Origin of the sequence: Arthrobacter glacialis (assembly GCF_002909415.1) — a bacterium.
GTDB lineage: Bacteria > Actinomycetota > Actinomycetes > Actinomycetales > Micrococcaceae > Specibacter > Specibacter glacialis.
The window spans coordinates 19,329-45,611 of sequence record NZ_PPXB01000014.1; the positions used below are offsets into that span (position 1 = coordinate 19,329).

Annotated in this window: 20 protein-coding genes; 13 read left to right on the forward strand and 7 right to left on the reverse strand. The window is 63.4% G+C overall.

Annotation, left to right across the window (positions count from 1 at the left end; all coding sequences use genetic code 11):
* Positions 1-23 precede the first annotated feature (23 nt).
* The 3 genes from CVS28_RS15370 (at position 24) to cydC (ending at position 6,177) form a co-directional block, all read left to right on the forward strand.
* Positions 24-1,613 (forward strand): cytochrome ubiquinol oxidase subunit I, encoded by a 1,590-nt coding sequence (locus CVS28_RS15370; protein ID WP_103466035.1) that lies wholly within the window; start codon positions 24-26, stop codon positions 1,611-1,613.
* Between the two features lie 63 nt (positions 1,614-1,676).
* On the forward strand, positions 1,677-2,738 hold the full coding sequence (gene cydB / locus CVS28_RS15375) for a cytochrome d ubiquinol oxidase subunit II (RefSeq protein WP_103482113.1): 1,062 nt from the start codon (positions 1,677-1,679) through the stop codon (positions 2,736-2,738).
* Between the two features lies 1 nt (position 2,739).
* Complete coding sequence (gene cydC / locus CVS28_RS15380) at positions 2,740-6,177, forward strand: thiol reductant ABC exporter subunit CydC (RefSeq protein WP_103482066.1); 3,438 nt, start codon at positions 2,740-2,742, stop codon at positions 6,175-6,177.
* Positions 6,178-6,195: 18 nt separating this feature from the next.
* Here the strand turns inward: cydC and CVS28_RS15385 are convergent, their stop codons facing one another.
* From CVS28_RS15385 to CVS28_RS15395, 3 genes are all read right to left on the reverse strand, one after another.
* On the reverse strand, positions 6,196-7,965 hold the full coding sequence (locus CVS28_RS15385; protein ID WP_103482067.1) for a LamG-like jellyroll fold domain-containing protein: 1,770 nt from the start codon (positions 7,963-7,965) through the stop codon (positions 6,196-6,198).
* Positions 7,966-8,087: 122 nt separating this feature from the next.
* Positions 8,088-8,606 (reverse strand): methyltransferase type 12, encoded by a 519-nt coding sequence (locus CVS28_RS15390; protein ID WP_103465992.1) that lies wholly within the window; start codon positions 8,604-8,606, stop codon positions 8,088-8,090.
* 129 nt (positions 8,607-8,735) lie between these two features.
* The gene (locus CVS28_RS15395) at positions 8,736-11,381 is read right to left on the reverse strand and encodes a DNA gyrase/topoisomerase IV subunit A (RefSeq protein WP_103482068.1); all 2,646 of its coding nucleotides are present in this window, start codon (positions 11,379-11,381) and stop codon (positions 8,736-8,738) included.
* An 85-nt stretch (positions 11,382-11,466) separates the two neighbouring features.
* Between CVS28_RS15395 and CVS28_RS15400 the strand changes: the two genes are divergently transcribed.
* The 3 genes from CVS28_RS15400 to CVS28_RS15410 all read left to right on the forward strand — a co-directional run bounded on the left by CVS28_RS15400 (position 11,467) and on the right by CVS28_RS15410 (position 16,152).
* Complete coding sequence (locus tag CVS28_RS15400; protein WP_103482069.1) at positions 11,467-14,142, forward strand: bifunctional acetate--CoA ligase family protein/GNAT family N-acetyltransferase; 2,676 nt, start codon at positions 11,467-11,469, stop codon at positions 14,140-14,142.
* Positions 14,143-14,219: 77 nt separating this feature from the next.
* Positions 14,220-14,909 carry a DUF5998 family protein gene (locus tag CVS28_RS15405; protein ID WP_103465989.1) on the forward strand — a complete coding sequence of 230 codons (690 nt, stop codon included), beginning with the start codon at positions 14,220-14,222 and terminating at the stop codon, positions 14,907-14,909.
* Between the two features lie 10 nt (positions 14,910-14,919).
* Positions 14,920-16,152, forward strand: a complete 1,233-nt coding sequence (locus tag CVS28_RS15410) for an alkaline phosphatase family protein (RefSeq protein ID WP_243399921.1) — start codon at positions 14,920-14,922, stop codon at positions 16,150-16,152.
* 93 nt (positions 16,153-16,245) lie between these two features.
* On the opposite strand, the gene sepH is transcribed toward CVS28_RS15410, so the two are convergent.
* The gene (gene sepH, locus CVS28_RS15415) at positions 16,246-17,514 is read right to left on the reverse strand and encodes a septation protein SepH (RefSeq protein WP_103482071.1); all 1,269 of its coding nucleotides are present in this window, start codon (positions 17,512-17,514) and stop codon (positions 16,246-16,248) included.
* Between the two features lie 280 nt (positions 17,515-17,794).
* On the opposite strand from sepH, the gene CVS28_RS15420 reads away from it, so the two are divergent.
* Positions 17,795-18,052 (forward strand): DUF4193 family protein, encoded by a 258-nt coding sequence (locus CVS28_RS15420; protein ID WP_103465986.1) that lies wholly within the window; start codon positions 17,795-17,797, stop codon positions 18,050-18,052.
* 56 nt (positions 18,053-18,108) lie between these two features.
* Here the strand turns inward: CVS28_RS15420 and CVS28_RS15425 are convergent, their stop codons facing one another.
* Positions 18,109-18,600: a DUF3093 domain-containing protein gene (locus CVS28_RS15425; RefSeq protein ID WP_103465985.1), complete on the reverse strand. Its 492-nt coding sequence runs from the start codon at positions 18,598-18,600 to the stop codon at positions 18,109-18,111.
* 96 nt (positions 18,601-18,696) lie between these two features.
* Between CVS28_RS15425 and dut the strand changes: the two genes are divergently transcribed.
* The 4 genes from dut to CVS28_RS15445 are packed head-to-tail and all read left to right on the forward strand — an operon-like array spanning position 18,697 to position 21,115.
* Positions 18,697-19,230, forward strand: coding sequence for a dUTP diphosphatase (gene dut / locus CVS28_RS15430; RefSeq protein WP_243399922.1), 534 nt, complete (start codon positions 18,697-18,699; stop codon positions 19,228-19,230).
* A 36-nt stretch (positions 19,231-19,266) separates the two neighbouring features.
* The gene (locus tag CVS28_RS15435) at positions 19,267-20,061 is read left to right on the forward strand and encodes a DUF3710 domain-containing protein (protein WP_103482072.1); all 795 of its coding nucleotides are present in this window, start codon (positions 19,267-19,269) and stop codon (positions 20,059-20,061) included.
* A 10-nt stretch (positions 20,062-20,071) separates the two neighbouring features.
* Positions 20,072-20,401, forward strand: a complete 330-nt coding sequence (locus tag CVS28_RS15440; RefSeq protein WP_103465983.1) for a single stranded DNA-binding domain-containing protein — start codon at positions 20,072-20,074, stop codon at positions 20,399-20,401.
* The gene (locus CVS28_RS15445; RefSeq protein WP_423716414.1) at positions 20,402-21,115 is read left to right on the forward strand and encodes a DUF3159 domain-containing protein; all 714 of its coding nucleotides are present in this window, start codon (positions 20,402-20,404) and stop codon (positions 21,113-21,115) included.
* A gap of 85 nt (positions 21,116-21,200) precedes the next feature.
* On the opposite strand, the gene CVS28_RS15450 is transcribed toward CVS28_RS15445, so the two are convergent.
* Together CVS28_RS15450 and CVS28_RS15455 are read right to left on the reverse strand one after the other, a co-directional pair.
* Positions 21,201-21,860: a potassium channel family protein gene (locus tag CVS28_RS15450; protein WP_103465982.1), complete on the reverse strand. Its 660-nt coding sequence runs from the start codon at positions 21,858-21,860 to the stop codon at positions 21,201-21,203.
* A 1-nt stretch (position 21,861) separates the two neighbouring features.
* Positions 21,862-22,533, reverse strand: coding sequence for a potassium channel family protein (locus tag CVS28_RS15455; protein ID WP_103465981.1), 672 nt, complete (start codon positions 22,531-22,533; stop codon positions 21,862-21,864).
* Positions 22,534-22,712: 179 nt separating this feature from the next.
* On the opposite strand from CVS28_RS15455, the gene CVS28_RS15460 reads away from it, so the two are divergent.
* Positions 22,713-24,731: an APC family permease gene (locus CVS28_RS15460; RefSeq protein ID WP_103482073.1), complete on the forward strand. Its 2,019-nt coding sequence runs from the start codon at positions 22,713-22,715 to the stop codon at positions 24,729-24,731.
* A gap of 15 nt (positions 24,732-24,746) precedes the next feature.
* Positions 24,747-26,171 carry a class I SAM-dependent RNA methyltransferase gene (locus tag CVS28_RS15465; RefSeq protein WP_103482074.1) on the forward strand — a complete coding sequence of 475 codons (1,425 nt, stop codon included), beginning with the start codon at positions 24,747-24,749 and terminating at the stop codon, positions 26,169-26,171.
* The last annotated feature ends 112 nt before the right edge of the window (positions 26,172-26,283 follow it).

The following is a 26,283-nucleotide window of genomic DNA, read 5'->3' on the forward strand; positions in this document are numbered from 1 at the left end:
ATTTCACGGATGAGGGGAAGTTAGTGGACGCTCTGGACATAGCCCGGTGGCAATTTGGGATTGTGACGGTCTATCACTTCTTGATGGTGCCGCTCACCATCGGGCTTGGCACGCTGGTGGCGATCTTACAGACGCGCTGGCACCAAACCGGCAAAGAAGAATATCTGCGCATGACCAAGTTCTGGGGCAAGCTGTTCCTGATCAACTTCATCATGGGTGTGGCCACAGGCATTGTTCAAGAGTTCCAATTCGGCATGGCCTGGAGCGAATACAGCCGCTTTGTGGGCGACGTCTTCGGTGCCCCGCTGGCCATGGAAGCCCTGCTGGCTTTCTTTGTGGAATCAACCTTCCTGGGTCTGTGGATTTTTGGCTGGAAGAAGTTGCCCGCCAAGGTGCACCTCGCCTGTTTGTGGATTGCGGTGGCCGGTTCCATTGTCTCGGCGTACTTCATCCTGGTGGCCAACTCCTGGATGCAGCACCCCGTGGGCGTTGAAATGATCAACGGGCGCCCCCAAATGGTGGATGCCTGGGCGGTCTTCACCAACAACACAGCCATCGTGGCGTTCTTCCACACCATCACAGGTGCACTGGCAGTAGCCGGCGGCTTTCTGCTGGGCATCGCCTGGTACCAGCTGTGGCGCCGGCGCAAGGACGGCATCGACACCGTTGACGCCACAGGCAAGGTCATTGTGGGGGAGTCGGCCACCATCCCGGGCCGCGACAAGAAGGACCACGCGGTCTGGATCAAGTCGCTGCGCATTGGTGCAGTGGTTGCCATGATCGCCTTCGCCGGAACAACCATTTCCGGTGACGTTCAGGCAAAGCTGATGTTTGAACAGCAGCCCATGAAAATGGCAGCTGCCGAGGCCGCCTGCCACGACGGTACCGGCTTCTCCATCCTCTCCATTGGCGACGTCGGCAGCCGGGACTGTTCCGACGTCGTCGCAGTCATGGAAATCCCCGGACTGCTCTCCTTCTTGGCGAGCGGCGACTTCACCACGGAGGTCAGGGGAGTGAACACCCTGGTGCCCGAGTATCAGGAACGCTTCGGCACCCACCTCTCCGATGACCCCATGTACGGTTCACGGGCGGGGCAGGAAATCAACTACGTGCCCATCATGGCTGTCACCTACTGGGGCTTCCGGATGATGATCGGCTTCGGCGGGCTGGCCGCGATGGCCGCCGGCGTGGCGCTGTGGCTCACCCGCAAGGGCACCGTACCGCGCTCCAAGGGCCTCATGCGCCTGGCCCTGATAGGCATCCTGGCACCCTTTGGTGCCAACGCGGCAGGCTGGATCTTCACCGAAATGGGCCGCCAACCCTTTGTGGTGGCCCCCAACCCTGCCATGAGCGGCATTGACCAAGTCTTCATGTTCACGGCCTCGGCCGTTTCGCCCGGCGTGTCCGCAGGGGAGATGATCTTCTCCCTGGTGGCCCTGACATCCGTTTATGCGGTGTTGTTGGTGGTGGAAGTGAAGCTGCTGACCAAGTACGTCCGGGGCGGGGTGGTCTCCGCCATGCCGGAGCTGGATCAGACCCAGCCCAGGAAGGACGACGGCGGCACCAGCCCCGGAGGGGAGGGAGACGACGATGTCCTTGCGTTTGCCTACTAACGTGCCCCACCCACATGACCATGAGATTGCCCACCTCGAGCTGCTGGAGCCGAAGGACTAATGATGGATTTTCTGCCTACTTTATGGTTCATACTGATTGCCGTGCTCTGGGTCGGCTACCTCTTCCTTGAAGGATTCGACTTGGGCGTTGGCATGCTCATGAAGACTTTCGCCCGCGGCGAGAAGGAACGCCGGGTGCTGCTGAACACCGTGGGACCTGTGTGGGATGGCAACGAAGTGTGGCTGCTGACGGCCGGCGGCGCCACCTTTGCGGCGTTCCCGTTCTGGTATGCATCGCTCTTCTCCGCCCTCTACCTTCCCCTGGTCTTTGTGCTGCTGGCGTTGATTTTCCGTGCCGTGGCCTTTGAATACCGTGGCAAGGTGCATTCTGACACCTGGCGCAAAGTCTGGGACTGGGCCATCGCCCTGGGCTCCCTTGTTGCCGCCTTCGGCATTGGTGCCATGCTGGCGCTGACCACCACGGGACTGCCGCTGAACGCCAATGGCGACAGGGTGGGCGGCCCCTTTGCATGGTTCAGCTGGTACGCAGTGCTGGGTGGCCTGGCCGTGGTTGGCTTTGCCTTGATTCATGCAGCCGCGTTCGTTGCCTTGAAGACCGACGGCGACATCCGCCACCGTGCCCGCCGTCTGGTGGGGCGTTGGATGCCTGTGGGCCTGTTGCCCCTGGCGCTCTGGGCCATTCTGGTTGCCCTGCAGCACGGCAAGTGGTTCAGCTGGATTCTCATTGCGGTTGCCGTGGTTGCCGCCGTGACATCCTGGCTGGCCAACCGGTCAGACCGCGAAGGCTGGAGCTTCCTGGCCATGGGGGTATTCCTCTTGAGCGGTGCGGCAGCCATCTTCAGCGCTGTCTACCCCGTGGTGCTGCCATCCACCCTGGATCCGTTGTGGAACTTGACGGTGGAAAACGCGTCATCCTCCAGCTACACCCTGGGTTTGATGTCCATTGTGGCAGCCGTGGGTGTGCCTCTGGTGCTCGCTTACCAGGCGTGGACGTATTGGGTGTTCCGCCAGCGCATCAGCGTAGACAGCCTGCCTGCACCGGTGGACTTTGCCGCTGCTGTTGGCGCCAAAGAAAAGGTAGAAGCCATGGGCGGTAAGGCCTAATATGAGTCCCCGCCCCGTACTCCCTGCCGGAAAATCAACCCGACTGGCACTGGCCGGACTTGCCGCTCTGGCAGCCATCAAGGCTGTGGCCCTGGTTCTCCTGATGGGCGCCTTGGCCCATGCACTGGGGCAGTGGGCCGCCGGAGCACCACTGGATACAGTAAAACTGCTGGTCCAAGGTGGCTTGGGGGCGGGATTCTTGGGCGCATCCGTCTGGGGTCAGCAGATCCTGGCCCGCCGCGCCGCCCTGGGCACCAAGGAAGAACTGCGGGCGAAATTGGTGGCCCACAGGTTGAGCCCCCGGGCAGGCCGGAGCGGCGGCAGCGTGGGTGCCGAGGGCATGCTGGCCAGCCGTGGCTTGGACGGCCTGGACAACTACTTCAGCGCCTACCTGCCGGCACTTGTCACCTGTGCCGTCCTGCCAGTGATGGTTGGGGTGCAGATACTGATCTCCGACTGGGTCAGCGCCTTGATTGTGGTGCTGACAGTTCCCTTGGTGCCGGTCTTCATGATCCTGATTGGCTTCCACACCCAGGAGCGGGTGGAGCTGGCTGCCAGCGGTTTGGACAGGCTCTCCAACCATTTGCTGGAGCTTGCCCGCGGACTGCCAGTGCTCGTTGGCCTGCGCCGGGCAAGGGCCCAACGCAAAGCGTTGGCCAACGTTTGCGAGGCATACCGCACATCAACGATGGCCACCTTGCGCACGGCATTCCTCTCGTCCATGGCCCTGGAACTTATCAGCACCATCTCGGTGGCCGTGGTGGCCGTGTTCATCGGCGTCCGGCTGGTCTACGGGGGCATGCCCCTGGAAGCAGGTCTACTGGCGTTGATGCTGGCGCCGGAATGCTACCGCCCGCTGCGTGACCTGGGCGCTGCCCACCACGGCAGCGAGGACGGTGTGGAAGCCCTGCGCCGCGTCACGGAAATTCTCGAGCACGGATCCGAAGCGCTGCAGGATCCGCCCGCCGCCGCCGCGCTGGAGGAGGCTGGCCAGACCGCTCCTGCTGCCAGCAACGACAAGCCTCAAAACGCCGTGATGTGGACGCGCCACCTCACTGTCCGCTATCCGGGCCGGAGTGCCGCGGCCGTGCAGGATTTCACGGCTTCCCTGGCTCCCGGTGAGGCACTTGTTCTCAGCACAGCCAGCGGCACGGGCAAGTCGACCGTTTTGGCCGCCCTTGCAGGTGTCCTGCCCAGCTCGGGCGACGGCGCGGCAGAGACAACCGGTTCCCTGCATGTGCCTGCCCCCGAGGCCATGGTTTTTGTCTCACAACACCCCGTCTTCACCGAAGACACCGTGTTGGCCGAACTTGCCCTCTACGCTGGCGGGCCTGCGGCGATCGAGGTGGATGAGTCTGCACTCATGAGTGCACTGGCGACTGTCAACGCAGCCCATTTGGCCCATCGAACAGTTGCGGATTGCAGCCCCGGCGAGCTTCGTCGCGTGGCTGTGGCTCGAGCCCTGGCCCGTATTGGTGCAGATCCCGGCGTGGAGCTTGCACTCTTTGATGAACCAACTGCACACCTTGATCGTGCATCCGCTGCTGCCGTGCGCCAGGCACTCGCGGCGCTGGAGGGCTCCGTGGCAGTGGTTGCGGCCACCCACGATCAGCTGCTGGCAGGCATGCTGGGCTGCATCCAGAGGATTGACACGGCTGCAAGCGACGGCCGAAATGCCCTTGTGGATCCGCTGGGCACTGCGGAGCCAGCTGGCCAGGTTGACGCCGACATGCGGGGATCCACCGCATCGCAACCTCACGAGCTGCCGCCACTCAAATGGCGCCATCTGCGGCACCTTCCCCTGCGTTCTCCGCGCTTTGCCGCCGGCGTGTTGGTGGCCGTGCTGGCAATGCTCTGCGCCGCAGCGCTGTCAGGAATTTCCGGTTGGCTGATTGTGTGGGCGGCCGAGCGGCCTCCCATGCTCTACTTGTTGACGTTGATCGTGGGAGTGCGGACCTTTGGCATTGGCCGCTCCGTGTTGCGGTACAGCGAACGGCTTCTGGTGCACGACGCCGTCTTCCGTTGGGCCAGCGAACTCCGGCTCAAGCTCTGGGATTCACTGGGGTCCTCGGTGCTTCATTGGGGCAAACTGACCCGAACGGGGGGTGCCTTGGGAACCCTGGTGGCGGATGTGGACGAACTGCGTGACGCAGTGCCCCGGGCAGTGGTGCCCATCCCGGCAGCCATCCTGTCCTACGGTGCCGTGTTGCTCTCCGTGTACTTGCTGGTCCCGGAAGTGGCGGGCCTGGTGGTCGTGGTGGGTATTCTGAGCCTTGTGGTCCTGCCCGTCCTGGTTTTGGCGGCCCAGCGCAAGGCTTCTGCGGCGGCAGCGGTCCACCGGGTTTGGCTGGCAGGGCGCGTCACCACCTTGCTGGCTGCTGCTGATCAGCTCGCTGCCAATGGTGTTGGCGGCGTCCAAACCGCGCGTTTCGTGGCCGAGGATGCTCAGGTGGCCAAACCTTTGCGCCGGCTGGCCTGGGCCGACGGCTTTGGTCAAAGCGCTGTGTCGGTGTTGACGGCCGTGGCTGCCGTGGCCGTCACCATTGCGGCCATTGGCGCCGGGGTTGATCCGCGCGCCGCAGCCGTGGCGGCCCTGCTCATGCTCGCCTTGTCGGAGCCGTTCTCTCAATTCATCGAGGCCGTCTCGGCGCTGCCTGCCCTGGCCACACTGATGCGCAGGACACTGCCGCTGCTTGATGTGCCGCCCACAGTGGTTGCGGAGGCGGAGGAAATCCAGGCGGCAGCCAGTTCAGCGGCAGCCGCCCGCGTCACCACAGTGTCAGTTGAAGCCATTGCTGCGCGCTACCCGCAGGCGCAGGAGCCGGTGTTTGCCCAAGTCAGTGGCGGGGTCCAGCGGGGCCAATGGTGGAGTGTGAGCGGGCCGTCGGGCTCCGGAAAGTCAACGCTGCTGGCCGTGCTTTTGGGCTTCCTGCGTCCGGAGGCCGGGCGTTACACGCTCAATGGAGACCCCGCAACGGCTGCCACCCTGGCGCGCATTGCCTGGTGCCCGCAGGACGCCTACCTGTTCAATTCCACCTTGCGCGCCAACCTTGCCCTGGCCAAGCCCGCCGCCAGCACCCCCTCGGATGCCGAACTGTCCCAGGCGCTGGGCACCGTGGGTCTGGGACCCTGGTTCGCGTCGTTACCGCTGGGCCTTGACACGCGTGTGGGACCTGGCGGGCATCACCTCTCCGGCGGACAGCGGACCCGGGTGTCGGTGGCCCGAACGCTGGTGGCCGGGGCCGACGTCGTTCTCCTGGATGAACCCACCGCCCACCTGGGCCAGGACGAGGCCGGGGAGCTGGTGCGTGAGCTGCGGGATGCCTTGGCAGGTGCCGCGGTGGTGCTGGTGACGCACGACGACGAACTTGCCCAAGGCGCCGACACCCACCTGCGCCTGGGTGCGGGGGAGGCGGCGGCCCAGGCGGCGCGTGCCTAGTGCCCCGGCGGTCAGACATCAGCCGATCATGAACTCGCGCGGGGCGAGCGCGCGCGAGACGATCCGGATGTCGCCGATTGTCCCGATCCAGGTCTTGTCCAGCTGGCCCGCCCACGAGTAGACGCCAACGGCCCATGGGGCGCCGGACTGTGACCCGGCCAGGCCTCTATTGACGGTGGAGGGATTGCGGACCACGGCGCATCCGTCGACGTACATGGTGGTGAGGCGGCCGTCGTTGACGACTGCCACATGCCACCAGCGGGAAGTTCGGAGTTCGTGTCCCCAGTTCGTCACCGAGCGGTCCAAGTTGGTCGGGTAGACGCACCACTGCAGCTCGGGCCCGCCGCTGATGGACAGTGTTGCGGCGGGTTCCTCGACCTCACCGTTGACCCGGCCGGCTGCCTTGGCAGAGATCCAGCGAGAGATGATGGCGCTCCAGGCAGAGTCTCCGGTGAACGGCTCCGGAAACTTGAAGAACGCCTCGAAGGTGTAGCCGCTCTCAAATGCGGCCTTGTTGATGGGGGCCGTGTCAACCGTGAGCAGGTAGGCGCCGGTGTCCTTGGTTCCGGAGAACTCCAACGACGATCCGGCCGGCTGTGCCGGGTGGCAGTCCTTGGCGAAGGCCAGCGGAACCGTTGATGGCCCGGCCACGACGAGCGTGTTCCCGCGGCCCGATGCGTCGTCGATCTGCCGGCCCGTGGCCAGGGACCCGGATCCCTCGAACCGCCAGTAGGCCTCAGTGCCGGGGATGACCAGCGCGGAGGCCGGACGGGGCTCCCGCTGGACATGCGGCTTCAGGGCCGGTGGCAGGGCGAAGGAGAAGCGGTCGGTTTCGGCTGTGAGCTGCAGTTCCTCGCTCTCAAGTTCGTTGAGGCCGCCAGCTCCAATGTGCGGCACCTCGGTGGAAACATCCACCACGCCCCGGTCAAGGTCGAAGCGGTAGAGCCGCACCGCGGCCGCACCGCCGTAGTAAAGCTGCTGGTAGTTCGCGAGGTGGAGTTCCACCGGCTGACCTGACACATTGTTCTGGATCAGGCGCCCGGAGGGCCAGAAGTGGCCGTTTATGCTGAGGAAGACCTGCTTGTGGTCCTTGATGAGGTTGTCCCAAACGAGCTTGCCGTGGCTGCTGAGAACCCCCGTTCCGCTGTCTGCGCTGATGGCATCGTGGACGGTGATGATGGTGGGCAGCTGGGCATTCGCTTCGAGCACGGAACGAGCCCAGACAATCCCGGCCGCAGACAGGCGCCAGTCCAGGGCCAGCAGCAGGAACCGCGTCCCTGCCCCGTCAAAGGTGTAGGCGGAGTTGTATCCGCCGGCGTCCCGGGCAATGCGCTGGCGGGACGTGAGCTGTGCAAAGGTGTCCAGGAACGGGGTTGGACCCCGTTGGTCGTCCGTATTTGAGTTCGGAAGATCGTGGTTGCCTGCCACCACGGAGAACGGGATCTTCTTCTTGGCGAGAATGTCAAAGGGCTTCTTCGCGGCCGCGATCTCCTGTGCGAGCCCGTTCTGCACCACATCGCCGAGGTGGGCGACGAAGGCGAGGTCCTTGATGGTGGCGAGGTGCTTCATGGTCTCGGTGAGCGGTTCGGGGTGGAGCGACTCGCCGTCGAACAAGTACTGGGTGTCCGGGATGACGGCGAGTGTGAACACGCGCCCGGAGCCGGACGCCGGGGTCGCAGGTGCGGCTGCGCGTGCAGGCTGGGACAGCAGCATGGGTGCGGCCGCGGCAGCCCCGGCACCAGCGAGCCCGCCGGCAAGAATGGAGCGGCGTGAAAGTGTGGTTGACATGCCAGCGACCGTACGGGGACTTGTTGAACGGGTGGACACGGCGGCGTAAACGACGGACGAAATCCCCGCGGCCTGGCCTGGCGCGTTTCAGCATCGCGTGGACACCGAGAACCCCAGACGGTTCAGGCGTTGATGTCGTGAAGGTGGTGGATCACGTCGTGGAGGAAATAGCCCGAGAGCGTCACCACGGTGAAGACCGAACCATTGCTGCGCAGGCCGCGCCGCTGCCAGGCCTCTAGCGGGACGGCGCCAAACGCGGACGCAGCGTCAAGGCCGTTTTGCACCAGGTCTGCTGACACCTCATCGGGATCCAGCTGGGAGTAGCCGCCCTCAACCGCCGCCTGGTCTTGGTCCCAATTGGCAAAGCTGGGGTTGTCCTGGCTGAGCATGAGCTCCAGGCGGGTGGTGAAAACTTCAAACACGTCCCTGACGTGGGCACTGTATTCCAGTACGGACCAGGTGGCCGAATTGGGCCGTTCCTCAACGTTGGGGCCCTTGAGGGCCGCCTGCCAGCGGGGCAGCAGAGCCGGAATTGTGGTTGCCACGGAGGCCGGTGTGACCTCCTGCGCATTGAATCCGCACTCGGGGCACGGCTTGGAGAGGATCCATGTCCAGTCTTTATTGTCAGCAATGATGGCCATGGCTTGAGTCTATGCCGCAAGGACCCGACGTTGCGTTTTACGACGGCAACCGCACGCCGCTGTCGAAACGGTGTTTCGCTGATGATTTATCACCAGCGAAACACCGTTTCGACAGCGGATTGGGACATGTCAGTCGCTGGGCAGCTCAAATGCCTCTTGTGTGCTGGCCGGAATGGGTGCTGGATCCACGGTGGGTGCCGGCGGCGCGCTGTGCGTGCTGGGCATCCCGTCGGCAGCGCCGGTTGTTGAGCCGGGACCAGCAACAGCGGTGCCAGCCTCAGCTGACGTGGACCCCGTCAAGCTGGGCCCAATCAGGTCAATACTGGCGCCCAGTGCCACACCGGATCCATCACGGTGCCCGTGCTCCACCGGCAAGGCCCGTGCAACGCCCGTACTGGAGGAGGACTTGGCGGGTCCGTGGCCGGCCCACGCAGCAAGCAGTGCGTCTTCACCCTTGAGGAAACGGTGCGCCCGAACGCCGCCGGTGGCCCTGCCCTTGGCCGGGTACTCGCTCAACGCTGTCACCTTGGCGGAGCCCTGCGGGGTACCCGGCAGGGCGTCCTGTCCGCCGGAAATGGTGACCACAACAGCGTCCGGATCGTTGGGGGAGACCACGTTGAAGCTGATCACCTGGTCCCCGGCAGCCAATTTGATGCCGGCCATGCCACCGGCTGTGCGCCCTTGCGGACGAACGTTGGCGGCACTGTACCGAAGCAATTGGGCGCCCTGGGTGATGAACACAAGATCGTCGTCGTCCGTGGAAACGCCTGCGCCCACCACAAAATCCTTGGGCTTGAGGGCAATATATTCCCAGTCGTCGCGGTTCAGCGGGTACTCGGGGGTGACCCGCTTGACCACACCGGCGGCGGTGCCCACGGCAAAGACAGCATTCAGCGGCATAAAGCCCACCAGCGTTTCGCCCTTGGTCAGGGTGATGAAGTCCTTGGCGGCCACACCTCCGGCCAAGTTGGGCAGTGCGGCGGTGGGTGGCAGCACGGGCATGTCCACCACCTGCAGGCGCAGCATGCGGCCCAGCGACGTCAGTGCGCCAATCTCGGACCGGGCGCTGGTCTGCAGCACCGAGGAGAACACGTCGTGCTTGCTCCGCCCACCGGATTCCACGAGCGGATCCGCCGTGCTGGTCCGGGCGATCTGGCCCGTGGCGCTCAGCAGCACCCAGCAGGGGTCATCGGCGATTTCCAGGGCCAGGGGAGCAGCCTTGCCGGCGGGGCCAGCGGCAAGCGCCTTGGCCACCGAGGGGGCCAGCGCTTCAGATTCCAGCAGCACGGTGCGGCGCGGGGTGGCGTATTTGCCGGCAACCTCGCCCAGCTCATCCGTGACGAGTTGACGCAGCAGCTCCTCCGAGCCCAGAATCGCCTCCAGGGAAGCAATTTCGCGGCGCAAATCATCGCGCTCGGCTTCCAACTTCACCATCGAGAAGCGGGTGAGCTGGCGCAGCTGCAGGTCCAGGATGTAGTTGGCCTGGATCTCGGACAGATCATAAATGGCCATGAGCCGCTCACGGGCTGCGGCAACCTCGTCCGAGCTCCTGATGATCTGGATGACCTCATCGATGTCCACAATGGCGATGAGCAAACCCTCAACCAGGTGCAGGCGGTCCTGCTTCTTGCCCAACCTGAACGCAGTCCTGCGCCGAACCACGTCAATGCGGTGGGTCACGAACACCTGCAGCAGGGGCAGCAGGCCCAATGTTTGGGGCTGGCCGTCCACCAGGCAGACGTTGTTGATGCCGAAGGATTCCTCCAACGGCGTGTACCTGTACAGCTGTTCCATGACGGCTGCCGGGTTGAAGCCGTTCTTGAGTTCAATGACCAGGCGCAAACCATTTTTTAGATCGGAGAGGTCAATGAAGTCGGCGATACCCACAATTTTGTTGTTGTTGAGGGCGTCCTTGAGTTTTTCCCTGACCTTCTCCGGGCCCACCAGGTAGGGCAGCTCGGTGACCACCAGGCCCACCCGGCGTGGGGTGAGCTGTTCAACTGTCATCTTGGCGCGGGTCTTGAAGGAGCCGCGGCCGTTGGCATAGGCGTCACGGATGCCCTGCAGACCCACGATGCGCCCGCCGGAGGGCAGGTCAGGGCCCGGCACGTACGCCATGATGTCCTCAAGCGTGGCGTGCGGGTTGGTAATCAAGTACTGGGCGGCCGCTATGACCTCACCCAGATTGTGCGGAGCCATGTTCGTGGCCATGCCCACGGCAATGCCGCTGGCGCCGTTGACCAGCAGGTTGGGGTAGGCGGCCGGCAGCACCGAAGGCTGCATCATCTGGTTGTCGTAGTTGGGCACAAAGTCCACAACGTTCTCATCCAGGTTCCCCGTCAGCTCCAACGCGGCCGCAGCAAGGCGGGCCTCCGTGTAGCGGGGGGCGGCGGGGCCGTCGTCGAGCGAGCCAAAGTTTCCGTGGCCGTCAATGAGCGGCAGGCGCAGGGTCCAGTCCTGGGCCATGCGCACCATGGTGTCGTAGATGGCCGAGTCGCCGTGGGGGTGCAGCTTTCCCATGACCTCGCCCACCACGCGGGCACTTTTGACGTGGCCTTTTTCGGGGCGCAGGCCCATCTCGCTCATCATGTACAGGATGCGCCGCTGCACAGGCTTGAGGCCGTCACGGGCGTCCGGTAGTGCCCGGGAGTAGATCACCGAATAGGCGTACTCCAGGAACGAGCCTTCCATCTCCGTGGAAACATCAATATCAACAATGTTTTCCACGAAGTCGTCAGCTGGCGTGCCGTCGGTGGGGCGTTGGCGCTTGGCCATGATGAAGATGGTCCCTTTTCTTTGTTAAGTGTGTTGCGGACTGACATAGACGCAAATGAATGGATCATGTCGGTACAGTGATTCTATGGTGAAGCTAGAGCTCGCGCCCGAATATCCGGCCCATTGGGAAGCTGATGTTGTGCTCCGCGACGGCGCAACAGGCCATTTGCGCCCCATGACGCCCGCCGACGCCGACGCCGTGCAGACATTTCACATGGCGCAGTCCCAAAATTCCATCTATATGCGCTTCTTTACCTACAAATCGAAGCTCACAGCCAAGGAATTGCGCCGCTTTACCGAACTGGATTACCGGGACCGTGTGGCATTTGTCATTACCCGCGGTGCCGAAATTATTGGTATTGGCCGTTATGACAGGTTGAACGATCCCACCGAGGCCGAGGTGGCCTTCAATGTTTCCGATGCGCACCAGGGCCGTGGACTTGGTTCAATCTTATTGGAACACTTGGCCGCCGCCGCGCGGGAGAACGGGATCGACAAGTTCTCCGCCGAAGTTCTGCCAGAGAACCGGAAAATGATCCAGGTCTTCTCCGAGGCCGGGTATGAGGTTCACCGGCACTTTGACGACGGCGTCATCTCCTTGCACTTTGACATCGACCCCACCGATAAATCCCGTGCCGTGATGGAATCCCGTGAGCACCGGGCGGAGGCCCGCAGCGTGGCCGGCCTGGTGGCGCCTGCCTCGGTGGCCGTCATTGGGGCCAGCCGGGCGTGGGGGAGCATTGGCCAGCAGCTACTGGAGCACGTGGTGGAGGGCCAATTCACCGGAGCCGTGCACGCCGTCAATCAGGAGGCCCTGGAAGTTTCCGGCATGATGCCGTACGCCAGCATTGCCGAGGTGCCCGGAACCGTGGACTTGGCCATCATCGCCGTCCCCTATGATCAGGTTCCGGCCGTGGTGGAACAGTGCGGTCGGGCAGGGGTGAAGGGCCTGGTCATCGCCACGGCAGGTTTTGCCGACGACGGCGCACAAGGGTTGGCGCGGCAGCGCGCCTTGGTGCGCCAAGCCCGGGCGAACGGCATGCGGCTGGTGGGTCCGGCGTCGTTGGGATTGGCCAATACAGACCCCGCAGTTTCCCTCAACGCCTCCATGGCACCAGCCTTGCCGGTGAAGGGCGGACTGGGCATTTTTACCCAGTCGGCTGCCTTGGGAGTGTCACTGTTTGCCTCGCTCAGCCGCCGCGACGTGGGCCTTTCCACCGTCCTCTCCGCGGGGAACCGGGCCGATGTGTCAGGTAATGACATGATGCAATTTTGGGAAGATGACGCCAACACCACAGCCTGCGGGCTGTACCTGGAATCCATTGGCAATCCGCGCAAGTTCGCCCGCATCTCGCGACGCCTGGCCCGGAGTAAACCCGTCATTGTGGCCAAGTCCGACTCCATGGGACTTCGGCTGCCACCGGGCCACGCGGTGCGGGTCACCCAGGCGCCGGCCGGTGCCCTGGATGCCATGCTGCGCCAATCCGGGGTGGTGCGCGTGAACACCATCGAAGAGCTCTCCGATGTGGCGCAATTGGTGGTTGGCCAGCCCCTGCCACAGGGCCCGGGCCTGGCCATCATTGGAAACTCCGCGGCCCTGGGGGCGGTGGTGGCCGACGCTGCCGAGCAACAAGGCCTCAAGGTTGCCACCGTGCAGACGAAACTGCTGCTGGATGTGGGCCAATCCAAGGCGCTCCCGCTGCTCAAACGCGCCGTCCTTGCGGGCCTGGCCGGGGCAGATTCGGCCATCGTCACACTCTTGCCGGTGATTGGCCTGCCGGTGGAGACCATTGCCGCCACGCTGCAGGAGTGTTCCGTTACGTCCGGCAAACCGGTGCTGGCAGTCTTCACCGGAATCGTTGATCCCCGGATTCAGGTCAACCGGCAAATGGCCGCGGCAAAGACGCTGCCGGCCTACTCGAGTCCGGGGGCCGCCGTTGCAGCATTGGCAGCCGTGAGCCGCTATGCGCATTGGCTCACCCTGGAAGCACCTGTTTTTGAGGTTCCCGCCGGAGTGGATCCGGAAGCGGCCGCGGCCCTGCTGGACACCTGGCTGGAGGGTGTCACCACTGAAGAGCTCACCACTCTGGGGCCGGAACAGGTGAGGGAGTTGCTGGGTCACTACGGCATCACCGTGCTGGAGTCCGTGCCCTTTGGCAGCGACGACCAGGCTGTTGCGGCGGCCGAACGCCTGGGCTGGCCAGTGGCCATCAAGACACTAGACCCAAGTCTGCGGCACCGGCTTGACCTTGGCGGGGTGCGGATCAATATTGAAAATGCTGACTCCTTGCGGCGCAACATTGGCCAGATGCGCAAGTACCTCCAGCCCTACGGCAGCAAGGAGTTGGAGGTGCAGGCCATGGCGGAGGTGGGCCAGTCATGCACCCTGCGGGCCATTGAGGACCCGTTGTTGGGTCCTGTGGTGTCCTTTGGCCTGTCCGGGGATGCTGTGAACCTTTTGGATGACTGGGCCCACAGGGTGCCCCCGCTGTCGGTGGCCGACACTGCTGAATTGGTGCGCTCACCCAGGGCGGCGGTAAAACTTTTCGGTTACGAGGGATTGCCTGCCGGCAACGTCAATGCCCTGGAGGACTTGGTGGCACGCGTTGCCATGCTCAAGGAGGAGCACCCGGAGATTGCCTGGATGGAGTTCAAACCCATTCTGGTGGGCCCCAGCACCGTGAGCGTGCTGTCCGCCGAACTGCGCATTGGCAACCCTGCACAACGCACCGACAGCGCACGCCGGGCCATGATCTCCTAGGACTTCCCTGCTGCGGTCCCATGCCGCCGTGCTGTTGGGTTGCGCCCAGTTCGCAACGTTGGCTCCAAAGTGCAAAAATGGAGCATATGAACAGCTTCGGAGCCGGCGCCCCGGCCAATACCAAGGGCCGCGATTTGGAATCCGCGCTCCAGCGCTCAGGTTTTTATCCCCGACTTGTTGCCGATGTGGTCAATGATGCCCTGGATGGCGCGGAAAGCCTGGCCCACCTGGTGCATCTGGAAACCCACTTCGACAGGACGGAAGTGCACCGGCACATCACCGTCCTGGTGCTCACCGCCGAGATGCTGGTCATCACGCACGTTGATGATCACCAGCTCGATGAGTCGGGCGAGCAGATGGTGGCCCAGGTTTCCACCGAGTCGGTCCCTGCCAGCCAGATCAATTCTGTTGTGCTCAGCTACATTTACGCCCAGCCGCAGGATTACAAGCCATCGGATCCGGCCCGTGAACTGACCTTGTCCATCGCCTGGTCTGGTGGTCAGCGTGTGGAGATGGGTCCAACCACGTGCGGGGATCCCACTTGCGACTCCGACCACGGCTACTCCGGCACCATTGCGCAGGAGGACATTGCCTTGCGCATCAGCGCCGAAGCGGAGGGCCTGCAGGCAGTGGCAGACGCCAAGGCTTTCGCCCGGGCGTTGCGGGCCGTCAACACCGGCACGGCAACCCCCACCCATGCAGAGCTGGGGACCTCCAAGTTCCCCACCTTCGGCACACGCCTGGGCCGCTCACATTACCGCCGCTAACGCCGTGGGGGTGCAGGGCCCCACTGTTACGCTGCTGGGGTTCAACCAGCCCGAGCTGCCGGCCGCACCCGCATACGGACGGGCCTCCATTGGCGACGTTTTCTCCAGTGCCGCAGCGGCTCTGGGCGTTGCCGCCTTTGAGAATGTGCTGAGGCTGCCTGCTGCGCCGCGGATCTGCGTTGTGCTGGTGGATGGCTTGGGCAAGGCTTTGCTCAAGCAACGCTCGGGCCATGCGCCGTTCCTGCGTGGAGTGCAGGCCCAAGATTCCTCCGGCGAGCACACCCGCACCCTTCATGCAGCGTTCCCCAGCACCACCGCCACCTCATTGACGAGCTTGGGCACAGGCACTGTTCCCGGCCGGCATGGGATGGTGGGCTACGACGTGCTGGATCCGCGCCAGGACAAGGTGGTCAACCTGCTGGGCCAGTGGGACCCCGGCGTTGACCCTTTGCGCTGGCAGCCGTTCCCCACGGTCTTTGAACAGATCGCCGGCGAGGTGCCATGCACCACTGTGAGCCTGCCGCACTTCGCCAGTTCGCCCATGACCCGGGCCGCGCTGCGTGGCAGCAGGTTCATTGGCGCCAGCAACGTCCATTCACGGGTTGAAGAGGCAGCTGCGGCCTTGGCGGCCACACCGAAGGCCCTGGTTTACCTGTACTGGAGCGAACTGGACAAGGCCGGGCACGCCCACGGCACCGATTCCGCCCAGTGGGAGCACCAATTGGAGGAGCTCGACGCCGGGATGAAGCGTCTGGCGGCAACTGTCCCGGCAGACACCTTGATCCTGCTCACGGCCGACCACGGCATGGTCGATGTGCCGCGCTCCGCCCGGATTGACTTCTCAGTGATCCCCGAACTGGTGGACGGCGTGCGCCACACAGCTGGTGAGCCGCGCATGGTGCACCTGTATCTGGAGCCGGATGCCACCGCCGATTTCCGGGATCAGCTGATGGCCGCCTGGGTGGAGCACTTCGGCAAGAAGGCGTGGGTGGTGAGCCGGGAGCAGGCCATTGCCGCGGGCTACTTTGGTGCCGTGGACGACTCCGTGGCAGCCCGGATTGGTGATGTGCTGATTCTGGCCCGCGAATCCATTGCGTTTTACGATCTGCGCCGCGTTCGTGCCCAGGCCATGGACGTGGTGGGCCAGCACGGCTCCATCACCAAGTCCGAGCGTGAGGTTCCCCTGCTGCGCATCCCCGTCACAGCGAAAACTGCCAAAACAGGCAAAGGCAAGCGCCGCTAGCAGCCCCTTAAGTAACTGACCCGCAGTAGTGGTCGAAAAACACCGCGAAATCGCGTTTTTTCGACCACTACTGCGGGCCAGTTGTTGAATGCGCTAGTCGCCCTTGGTGCCAAACACGATCTCGTCCCAGCTGGGGACGCTGGAGCGCTTGGGCTTGGCAGCAGCTTTTCGTTCCAGACGCGCAGCAACTTCGCTGTCGCTGGGACCGCTGTCTGCGGTTTCCTGAATTCCGGATTCGGCTTCAACCGCTGGCGCCTCAACCGGTGCGGGGCGCCACGGGGTGCCAGGCTCACCGGACAGGACTATTTCACGGGTTTCGGTGCTGACTTCGGCAACACTGTCCATCTCGTGGTGGTGCTCAGCGTCAAGACTGGGTGCCAGCGACAACAGCGGCATGGCGCGCAGCCTGTCCTTGGCACTGGGTTTGGGTGCGTCCGGGACGGCTTTAATTTCTTCAGCTTCGGCGGCCGGGGCGTACAAGGCCTCGTCGCGCGGATGGGCGCCGGGGACGTGCGTGCCCAGCATCGCTGCCAGCTCGTCGTCGCCGGTTTCATCGATGCCCAAGCGGACACCGCGCCGGGACCGGAGAATCTCCAGGAAGCCATGGCCCGGGTACTCCTCGGTCTCAGCCACGTCGGGAACGCCAGCGGCATCGTCAACGTCAGGTTCGGCGTCGGCCTCAACATCAAAGGGCGCATCCAGCACGGCGGTCAGGCGGCGCTCAGGGACCGGACTGTCCATGGGTTCCAGTTCGCTGAGCTGCTGTGCCCAACGGTTGGCGTTGTGCAGGGCCTTGCGGCCTGGGTGGAAACGCCACAGCGCCGGGGGCGGCTCGCCGATGCTGCTGGCTGCCCACTGCGTCCCTGGCTCAAAGTCAGCGCTGATGGTCCAGGCGCCGGCGCTGTCACGCCAAGCATCCCAGCGAAGTGATTTCGCGTCGATGCCGAAGGCGCCCAGGCGGTGCATGACCATTTCTTCCAAGGCCGTGGGGCTTTCGCCAAAGGCCGAGCGGTAGCCGTCGTTGTGGGGTGTTGGTGCAGCAACCTCGACCTTTCGGGCCTGGTTGGCAATGTGCTCGCGCTCAGCCAGAACCGGTCCCTCGTAGCGGCGCACCTGATCCAGAGACAGGGAGGACTGTTCCGCCACGGAGGCTGCTGTTGCCCCGCCACGGATCAGTGATTGAATCTCCCGCGGGGTCATCCGGGTGGTGCTTTGCTGCACCCGGGAGCTGCGAATGGCGGACTTGGCCGCAGCCGCACGCAACGCCTCATCGAGGGGGAGTAAGTAGTTTTCTCCATCGGGACCACTGAGCAACAGGTGTTCGCCGTCGTCGTGGACACCCACCAGCCGCAAATCAGCCATGCCGTTCTCCCAAATCTTCTAGTTTCCCCTCGAAACTCTGCCACCGAACGGGTGCAATTCCTACTACCTAGCTTGGCGTGGCGCGAGATGGCTTGGAAAAAGCGCCATTTTCGCACTGGTCAGGCGGCAGGAAGCGGGTCGGAGCGCTCCGGGGGTTACGTCCCATCTTAAGCCAGCTGCGAACTCTTGGCAGCGCCGGGCACGCGCCAGGCGTTTGAGCCTTAGGGTATTGGCTGTATTTAGTATCTGCCGCACTTGGCAGCGAAGTGAGGATGTAGTCATGACCACCAGCTTTCACGCTCCCCGCACGGCTGGACGATCAGCGCAACCCTCGGCGGTGATCGATCTGGCGGAAACCGAGCTGGCCGAACTCTACGAACTTCCCGGTGCTGACGTCTCGCCCGAGGAGCTGGCCTTGGAAATCGTGGCCCAGCGGGCCGACGAATTCACCTGCGGGTCATGTTTTTTGGTGCGGCACCGTTCGCAGTTGGCCAAGGAAAAGAACGGCCTGAAGTACTGCAAGGACTGCGAAGGCTAGAGGTCCATAAATAATGGCCACCCCGGTGAATGGGGTGGCCATTGTTGTTGGCGTACTTAGCTGGTTTTCTTCGGCACGGCGCCACCCAGTGCTGCGGCCAGGTGCTCCGGGTTGCGGGTGGATGTCAACCAGTAGGGCGTCTTGTCATCGGGATCGGTGATCTCAATTTTGACCACGGGCTTGATCCAGCCGCGAATGCACAGGTAGGCCAGGCCGTTGAGTTTGATGCCGCGCTGGGCCGTGGCGTCATCGCCGTAATAGTAGCTGACATCGCCAACGAACTTGCGGTCAATCTGGGCCCTGCCCACTTGCAGCGTCTCCGGCGTCACGGAAATGGTGGGGGTGGAGGTCACCAGCATCACCACCTGCGCCGCCAGCAGCACGGCGAATGCCACATAGCCGGCCAAGGGGCTGATGGGGATGAAGATCAAGATGCCAGCGGCGGAAAGTCCCAGCACGATGACCCAAATCCAAAAGGTGGGCCACAGCTTCTCGGTGTAGTTGGCCGTGGTGGGGGACATGGCGCCTTGCGGCGATTCAGATGACATGTATGTAGCTTTTCATCTTTCCGGCAGTAATTCACTTCGGGCCCGGCAGCGCCGCCCGCCGCCACCAGTGTTCGCTTCGGGATACACTGAGCTGTTGTGACCCATCAGACTTTTGCCTCAAACCAAGAACCGGATCGGCCCGGCGCAAATGTGAGCGTGCAATTGCGCATGCTCGACGCCGGGATTGACCCTCCCAGCTACGCTCACCCAGGTGATGCCGGCGCAGACTTGCGCACCCGGATAGATGTTGTCCTGGCACCTGGTGAACGCGTGCTTGTTCCCACGGGCGTCAGCCTTGCCCTTCCTTTTGGCCTGGTGGCCTTGATTCACCCGCGCTCGGGCCTGGCCACAAAGCACGGGCTGACCATTGTCAACAGCCCTGGCACCGTGGATGCCGGCTATCGCGGGGAGATTTCTGTAACACTGCTGAATACCGATTCACACCACTCCATCTCCCTGTCCCGGGGCGATAGAATTGCACAAATGGTCATCCAGCGCGTGGAAATCGCCAACTTTGTTGCGGTGGATCAACTGCCCGACTCGGTGCGCGGTACCGGCGGCTTCGGATCCACTGGTGGTTTTGCCCCGTCCGCAAACGGCGACACCACCTCAGGGACCACCAACGGCTGATTGCCGTTTCATCTTTCACAAGGAGTCTTTAATCCCATGGCTTTCGGGTTCGGTAAGAAAAAGAAGATCAGCGAAGACATCGACCAGCGAGAAGATGCCGGTAGTTCCGCCGAGAATGCGGCTGACGCGGCGCAGGGCCCCGAGGGTGCCACAGCCACGTTGAATCTCCCGCCAGATCCGGCCGACACCGTCTACGACCGTGCCCTGCACGGACCCTTGGACGCTGCCGAGGTGGACAGCACTGACGGCTACGTCGACTTGGGAGCTTTGCTCATCACCCCGCTCGAAGGGCTCTCCCTGCGCCTGGAGGTGGAAGAAAGCACCTCACGCGTCATCGCCGTGACGCTTGACCTGGACGGTAACAGCCTCCAATTGCAGGCCTTTGCCGCCTCGCGTTCCGAGCAGTTGTGGCGCGACATCCGTGAGCAGATCGGCTTGTCCGTTGGTTCGCAGGGCGGCGAGATTGAAATTCTTGACGGCACCTTTGGCAAGGAAGTCCTTGCCAAGGTTCCGGCCCAGGGCGCCGACGGCAGCAACGGTTTCCGCGTAGCCCGTTTCATTGGCATCGACGGTCCGCGCTGGTTCCTGCGTGGCGTTCTGGGCGGAAACGCCGCCGTGGACAGCGAAGCCGCAGCGGACCTGGAGAACTTGTTCCGCGGCGTTGTGGTGGTCCGCGGCGAAACACCGCTGCCCCCACGCGATCTGTTGTTGCTGCGCCTGCCCAAGGATGCAGCCGCCAGCCCGGAAGGCGCCGTGGTGGCTGACCATGCCACACCGGCCCAGGGCGGGGAGCCCTTCCGTCGTGGACCTGAAATCACGGCGGTCGGTTAGTTTCGTGCCCATGCAATACGGTGAGTGGCCGCCGGCAGTTGCCATCAATGAACTGCCTCCACGCGGCCGGGCCGTGTGCTGCGGCGTTGTCGATGCTGTGACCATTTTGCCGGCATCGGCGTCGCCGGCCTACACGGCCATTGTCACCGATCGGGAGTCGCACAAGCTGGACCCTGCAGCGGGCAATCACCGCCTGCGTTTGGTGTGGATTGGCCGACGCCGGGTACCCGGCGTCGCGGCCGGCACCCGCCTGCGCGTTGAAGGCATGGTGTCCCTGCGCGAGGGATTGCCCACCATGTACAACCCTCGTTATGAAATTATTGGAACCCAGGAGAGCTAGTTGAGCCAGAAGAGCCCCGAAGAAGACTCCCAGGCAGCCAAACCCGTAGGCGGTTTTGCCGACATGGCCCAGGAACTGGCGGCCAAGAACCCTTTGGTGCGCAAGGAAAATGGGCACATCGACTTGCTGGCTGCTGCCGGGGGAGTCAGGGGCATTGCCGAAAGCATTCTTCCGGGCCTAGTCTTTCTTGTTGCGTTCACCCTGACCCGGGACCTGACGGTTGCCCTGGTGGGTTCTGTCGCCATGGCCGCCGTTTTCCTCGTTGCACGGCTGGTCCAGCGAACCCCCTTGACGCAGGCGCTGGCCGGAATTGTCGGCGTCGCACTTTCCGCGTTCCTGGCCATGAAAACGGGCAAAGCCGAGGACTATTACACGGTGGGTTTCTACACCAACGCCGGCTACATCCTGGCCATGGTGGTTTCGATTGCTGTGCGCTGGCCCGTGCTGGGGCTCCTGTTTGGCTATGCCCGCAACGAGGGCACTCGCTGGCGCCAGCAGCCTGAGCGGCTCCGTGCCTACCGTGTTGCCACCTGGATTCTGGTGGGCGTCATGGGTGCCCGGCTTGCTGTGCAATTGCCGCTGTACTTCGCCGGGCAGGTCGACGCGCTCGGAGCCATGCGCCTGATCATGGGTGTGCCGCTGTACGCGTTTGGCCTGTGGATCGCCTGGCTGGTCAGCCGCCCCGTGGCAGATGTTCCCGCAGCAAGCGACTGACCCAAGGTTAAACAACTGGCCCGCAGAAAACGCCGAAAATCACGTGAAATTCGTGAATTTTCGGCGTTTTCTGCGGGCTAGTTGTTTAGTCGTTGGTGAGCAGGGTGCGCAGTTCGTTCTCCGCTGCAATGGTAGTGATGAAGAACAGTTCGTCGTGAGCCTCCACCACATCATCGCCGCTGGGCGTGATGGGTGCTTCATCGCGCAGAATCGCCACAAGTGTTGAATCTTGCGGCCACTGAATGGCGCTGACCATTGAACCAATCACGTGCGAATCCTCCGGGACGGTGAACTCCACCAGGGAAGCCACGCCCGTTTGCAGGGTGAGCAGGCGAACCAGGTCGCCAATTTCCACTGCTTCCTCCACCAGGGCTGTCATCAGGCGCGGAGTGTTCACGGCAACGTCAACGCCCCATGAATCGTCAAACATCCAGTCGTTCCTGGGGTTGTTGACCCGGCCCACCGTGCGGCCCACACCAAATTCCGACTTGGCCAGCAGGGATACCACCAGGTTGACCTTGTCATCCCCGGTGGCCGAGACCACCACGTCGGCTTCTTCCAGCTTGGCCTCGCGCAGGGTGCTGATTTCGCAGGCGTCGCCCACCAGCCACCGGGCGCCCCGCAAACCGCTTTTGCCAATGACTTCGGGCTTGGGGTCGATGAGCAGGGTGTCGTGCCCGTTGGACAGCAGTTCCTTGGCAATGGAACAACCCACGCTGCCGGCACCCACAATGACAACAATCATGCTAATTCTCCTTCGCGGGGGCAGCTGCAAGAATGTGGGCCACGTCGGTAAACCGTGCACTGACTATCATGGCGTGGACTGTGTCGCCCTGCTGGTAGCTGGTGTCCGGGCCCGGCAAAATGCCTTCACCAAAGCGGGTCAAATAAGCAACGCGCACCTTGGCAGCGGATTCAATATCCAAAATGTGGCGCCCAATCCAGTCCGGATGCAGCGCCAGTTCGGTCAGGATCAAACGCCCCGATGGTTCACGGAAGTCACCCTTGATGGCAGTCTCAGGCAGGATTCGGCGCAGCACCTGATCGGCGCTCCAGCGCACGGCAGCAACCGTGGGGATGCCCAGGCGCTGGTAGATTTCCGCCCGGCCTGGATCGTAGATGCGAGCCACCACATGCTCCACATGGAACGTCTCGCGGGCCACCCGGGTAGCCAGAATATTGGAGTTGTCACCGCTGGAAACAGCTGCAAAAGCGTAGGCGTGCTCAATGTCCGCCTGCTTGAGGGTTTCCTGGTCAAAGCCAACACCTGTGATTTTGCGTCCGCCAAAACCTGTGCGCAAACGCCTAAACGCCCGCTCGTCCTGGTCAATGATCGCCACGGAGTGACCTGAGTCCTCCAAGGTGTGGGCCAGTGTGGCGCCCACCCGACCGCAACCCATGATCACAAAATGTGCCACTGGTGCTCCTTGTTATAGCGGATTGCCGGGGATTCCCGGCCGACCGCTGCTGGTGCCGCATGCTTTGCCATGCGGTGCGGGTACTAATTTCACGATAGTTGCGGCCCTCCGGTCAAGTTGGGGACGGGGCCGCGTAATGCCAAAATCTCTAGCCCTAGTGTGACATGGAGGCGGTGGCAATGACATTGGACACCCGTGCGGCCCCCAGTGGTGCTAGCGTTACCCGCGTGCTGAACTTCTTCAACGCGTTCAAGCGAGTCCTTGTGGGACGTCCATTCCGCAACGAAAAGCTCGCCCATACGCTCCTGCCCAAACGCATCGCGCTGCCGGTTTTTGCCTCCGATGCGTTGTCCTCAGTGGCCTATGCGCCGGATGAAATCCTGTTGACACTGGCCCTGGCCGGTGTGGCAGCCGTGTCACTGTCCCCCTGGGTGGGGCTCGCCGTCATGGTCGTGTTGCTGACAGTTGTGGCCTCCTACCGCCAAAATGTGCACGCCTACCCCTCCGGTGGTGGCGACTATGAGATTGCCACGGTCAACCTTGGCAAGTCGGCGGGCCTCACAGTGGCCTCCGCCCTCATGGTGGATTATGTGCTGACAGTGGCAGTGTCCATGTCCTCAGCCGCGAACTACCTGGCTACGGCCATTCCAGGCTGGCACGGCACCCAGGCCGCCGTTGCGGCGGTGGGTGTCATCATCTTGGCCCTGGTGAATCTGCGCGGCATCAAAGAAGCCGGGACCGTTTTTGCCGTCCCCACCTACATTTTCATGTTCTGCATCTTCGCCATGACGGCCGCCGGCTTGTTCCAGGCCGCCACGGGAACCTTGGGCAGGGCGCCGTCGGCCGACTTTGAGATTGTTCCCGAGGCTGCGTTCAACCAGGGCCTGGTGGGCTTGGCCGGTGCGTTCCTGCTCCTGCGCGCCTTCTCCTCCGGCGCTGCTGCGCTGACCGGAGTGGAGGCCATCAGCAACGGTGTACCGAATTTCCGCAAGCCAAAGAGCAAGAACGCAGCCACCACCTTGCTGTTGCTCGGCGCCATCGCTGCCGGCATGATGGCCAGCATCTTGTTCCTGGCAGACGCCACGGACGTGCACATTGTGGCCGATCCGCACACCGAATTCCTGGTCAACGGTGTGGCGCCGGGAACCGACTATGTGCAGAACCCGTCTATCAGCCAGATCGCCTCCACCATTTTCGGGGCCGGCTCCATCCCGTTCTTCATCATTGTTGCCGCCACGGGCACGATCCTGGTTTTCGCCTCCAACACAGCCTTCAACGGCTTCCCCGTCCTGGCCTCCATCCTCGCCAAGGACGGCTACCTGCCCCGCCAGCTGCGCACCCGCGGAGACCGGCTGACCTTCAGCAATGGCGTGCTGCTGCTGGCGGTTGGTGCGCTGGTGCTCATCATTGCCTTCGACGCCGACGTCACCCGGCTCATCCAGCTGTACATTGTGGGCGTGTTCATTTCCTTCACGGCCAGCCAGCTGGGCATGATCCGCCATTGGACCCGGGAACTTCTCAAGGTCAAGGACAAGTCAATCCGGTTCAAGATGAAGCGTTCACGGATCATCAACTCCATCGGCTTTAGCATGACCTTGACGGTGCTGTTGATTGTCCTGGTCACCAAATTTGAACAGGGCGCCTGGATTGCTTTGCTGGCCATGGCGGTGCTCTTCGCCGTCATGTGGAGCATCAAGTCCCACTACGACAATGTGGCCAAGGAATTGGAGGTCGAGTCTGATTTTGCGATCAGGGCGCTTCCAGCCCGGATTCACGCTGTGATTTTAGTCTCCCATGTGCGCAAGCCTGTCATGCGGGCTGTCGCCTTTGCCCGCGCTTCAAGGCCGTCAACGCTAGAGGCGATCACCGTTGATCTGGACCCCGCCGAGACCGCCCAAACCGTTGCGGATTGGGAGAGGCTGAGCATCCCGGTACCGTTGACAGTGTTGGCGAGCCCGTACAGGGAAACGTTGACGCCGCTCATCAGCCATATCAAGGCCATGCGCAGGGACGCCCCTCGCGACTTGATAGTGGTGTACATCCCGGAATACGTGGTGGGAAAATGGTGGGAGCAGCTGGTGCACAACCAGACTGCCCTGCGCATTAAAACGCGGCTGCATTTTGAACCCGGCGTTGTGGTGGCCAGTGTGCCTTGGCAGCTGAAGTCCTCCACAGACGCGAAGAAGTACCAAGAATAGAAGAGCAAAGAGCATATGAGCGAGCCCACTAGCACCCCCCGCCTCACCGTCACAGTTGGACCGGTGGCCCATGGCGGCCACTGCGTTGCCAGGCATGACGGACGCGTGATCTTTGTCCGCCACGCCATTCCGGGGGAGACCGTGGAGATCGCTCTCACCGAGCACGACGCCGACGCCAAGTTTTGGCGCGCGGATGTCACCCGCGTGGTGGAAGGGTCCCCGGACCGCGTGAGCCACTTTTGGCCCGAGGCTGACGCGCTGCGGGCAGGTGCCCGCGGAGCCTCACCCATTGGTGGTGCCGAATTTGGACATATTTCGCGCCCCGGCCAGCTGAAGCTCAAAACAGATGTTGTCCGTGAACAGCTCGAACGCCTGGGCGGGGTCCCCACCGAGCGCTTGAATGAGCTTTTCGCCGCAGGTGTTGAGGATGTGGACAGCGCAGGAACTCAGGCCCAGCAGGCCGGCTTGGGCTGGCGCACACGCGTTGGCTTCGCCGTGACGCCGTCAGGCAAGCTGGGCATGCACGCCCACCGCTCACACACAGTCCTGCCCATCTCCGAAATGCCGCTGGCCCTGCCAGCCGTTGACGAGCTGCGCCTCTGGGAGCTGGACTTCCCCGGCATTGACCGCGTTGAAGTGGCTGCCCCCGCCAATGGCTCCGGCGTGCTGGTGCTCCTGGCTCCGGCCCACGGCTTGAGCGAAAAGGCTGCCGGCCATGCCGTCAACCGTATTGCCCGCGCCCTCGCCGCCTTGGAAACACCGCCGTCGGTGGCCCGCTGGAACCCCGAAAATAGCGCCATCGAAGTGGTCAGCGGCCGCGGCTGGGTCAAGGAAACCACAGCAGATCACGAGTTCCGCGTGACAGGTGACGGTTTCTGGCAGATCCACCGCAACGCCCCGAAGGTTCTCACGGATGCCGCCCTGGGCTTCCTGCTCGAGGGTGGTTACCTGAACGACGGCGCCGACGTGGCAGACCTCTACGCCGGGGCCGGCCTGTTCACGGCGCCGCTGGCTGACGCCGTGGGCTCCGACGGCAGCGTGCTGTCGGTGGAAGGCTCGCCCGGCACCAGTCGGGATGCACGCAAGAACCTGCATGCCAGCGAGCAGGTGGAGATCCTGCAGGGCCGCGTGGAAAAGATTCTGGGCACCCAGTCGCGGGCCTCGCAGTCGGCGGCCGGACAGCGCAGGCGATTTGACGCCGTCGTGCTTGATCCGCCGCGCGCAGGTGCCGGCAAGGTGGTTGTCCGCGCCTTGGTGGCCACGCAGCCCCAGGCCATCGCCTACGTTTCCTGCGATCCGGCAGCTTTTGCCAGGGACGTGAAGTACTTTGCCAACGCTGGCTGGCGCCTGGCCAAGGTGCGGGCGTTTGACCTGTACCCGCACACCCACCACGTGGAGACAGTGGCCCTGCTGGTTCCGGCTGCTGCCATCGCCAGCTAACACGCGCTGACGCCAGCCACACGCCAGCAAAACCCGAGGAAGCCTCTTGAACCAGACACCACCGAAGGTGCGGCCCCAGCGGCGGGATCTGACGCGCAACAAGCCCAAAGGG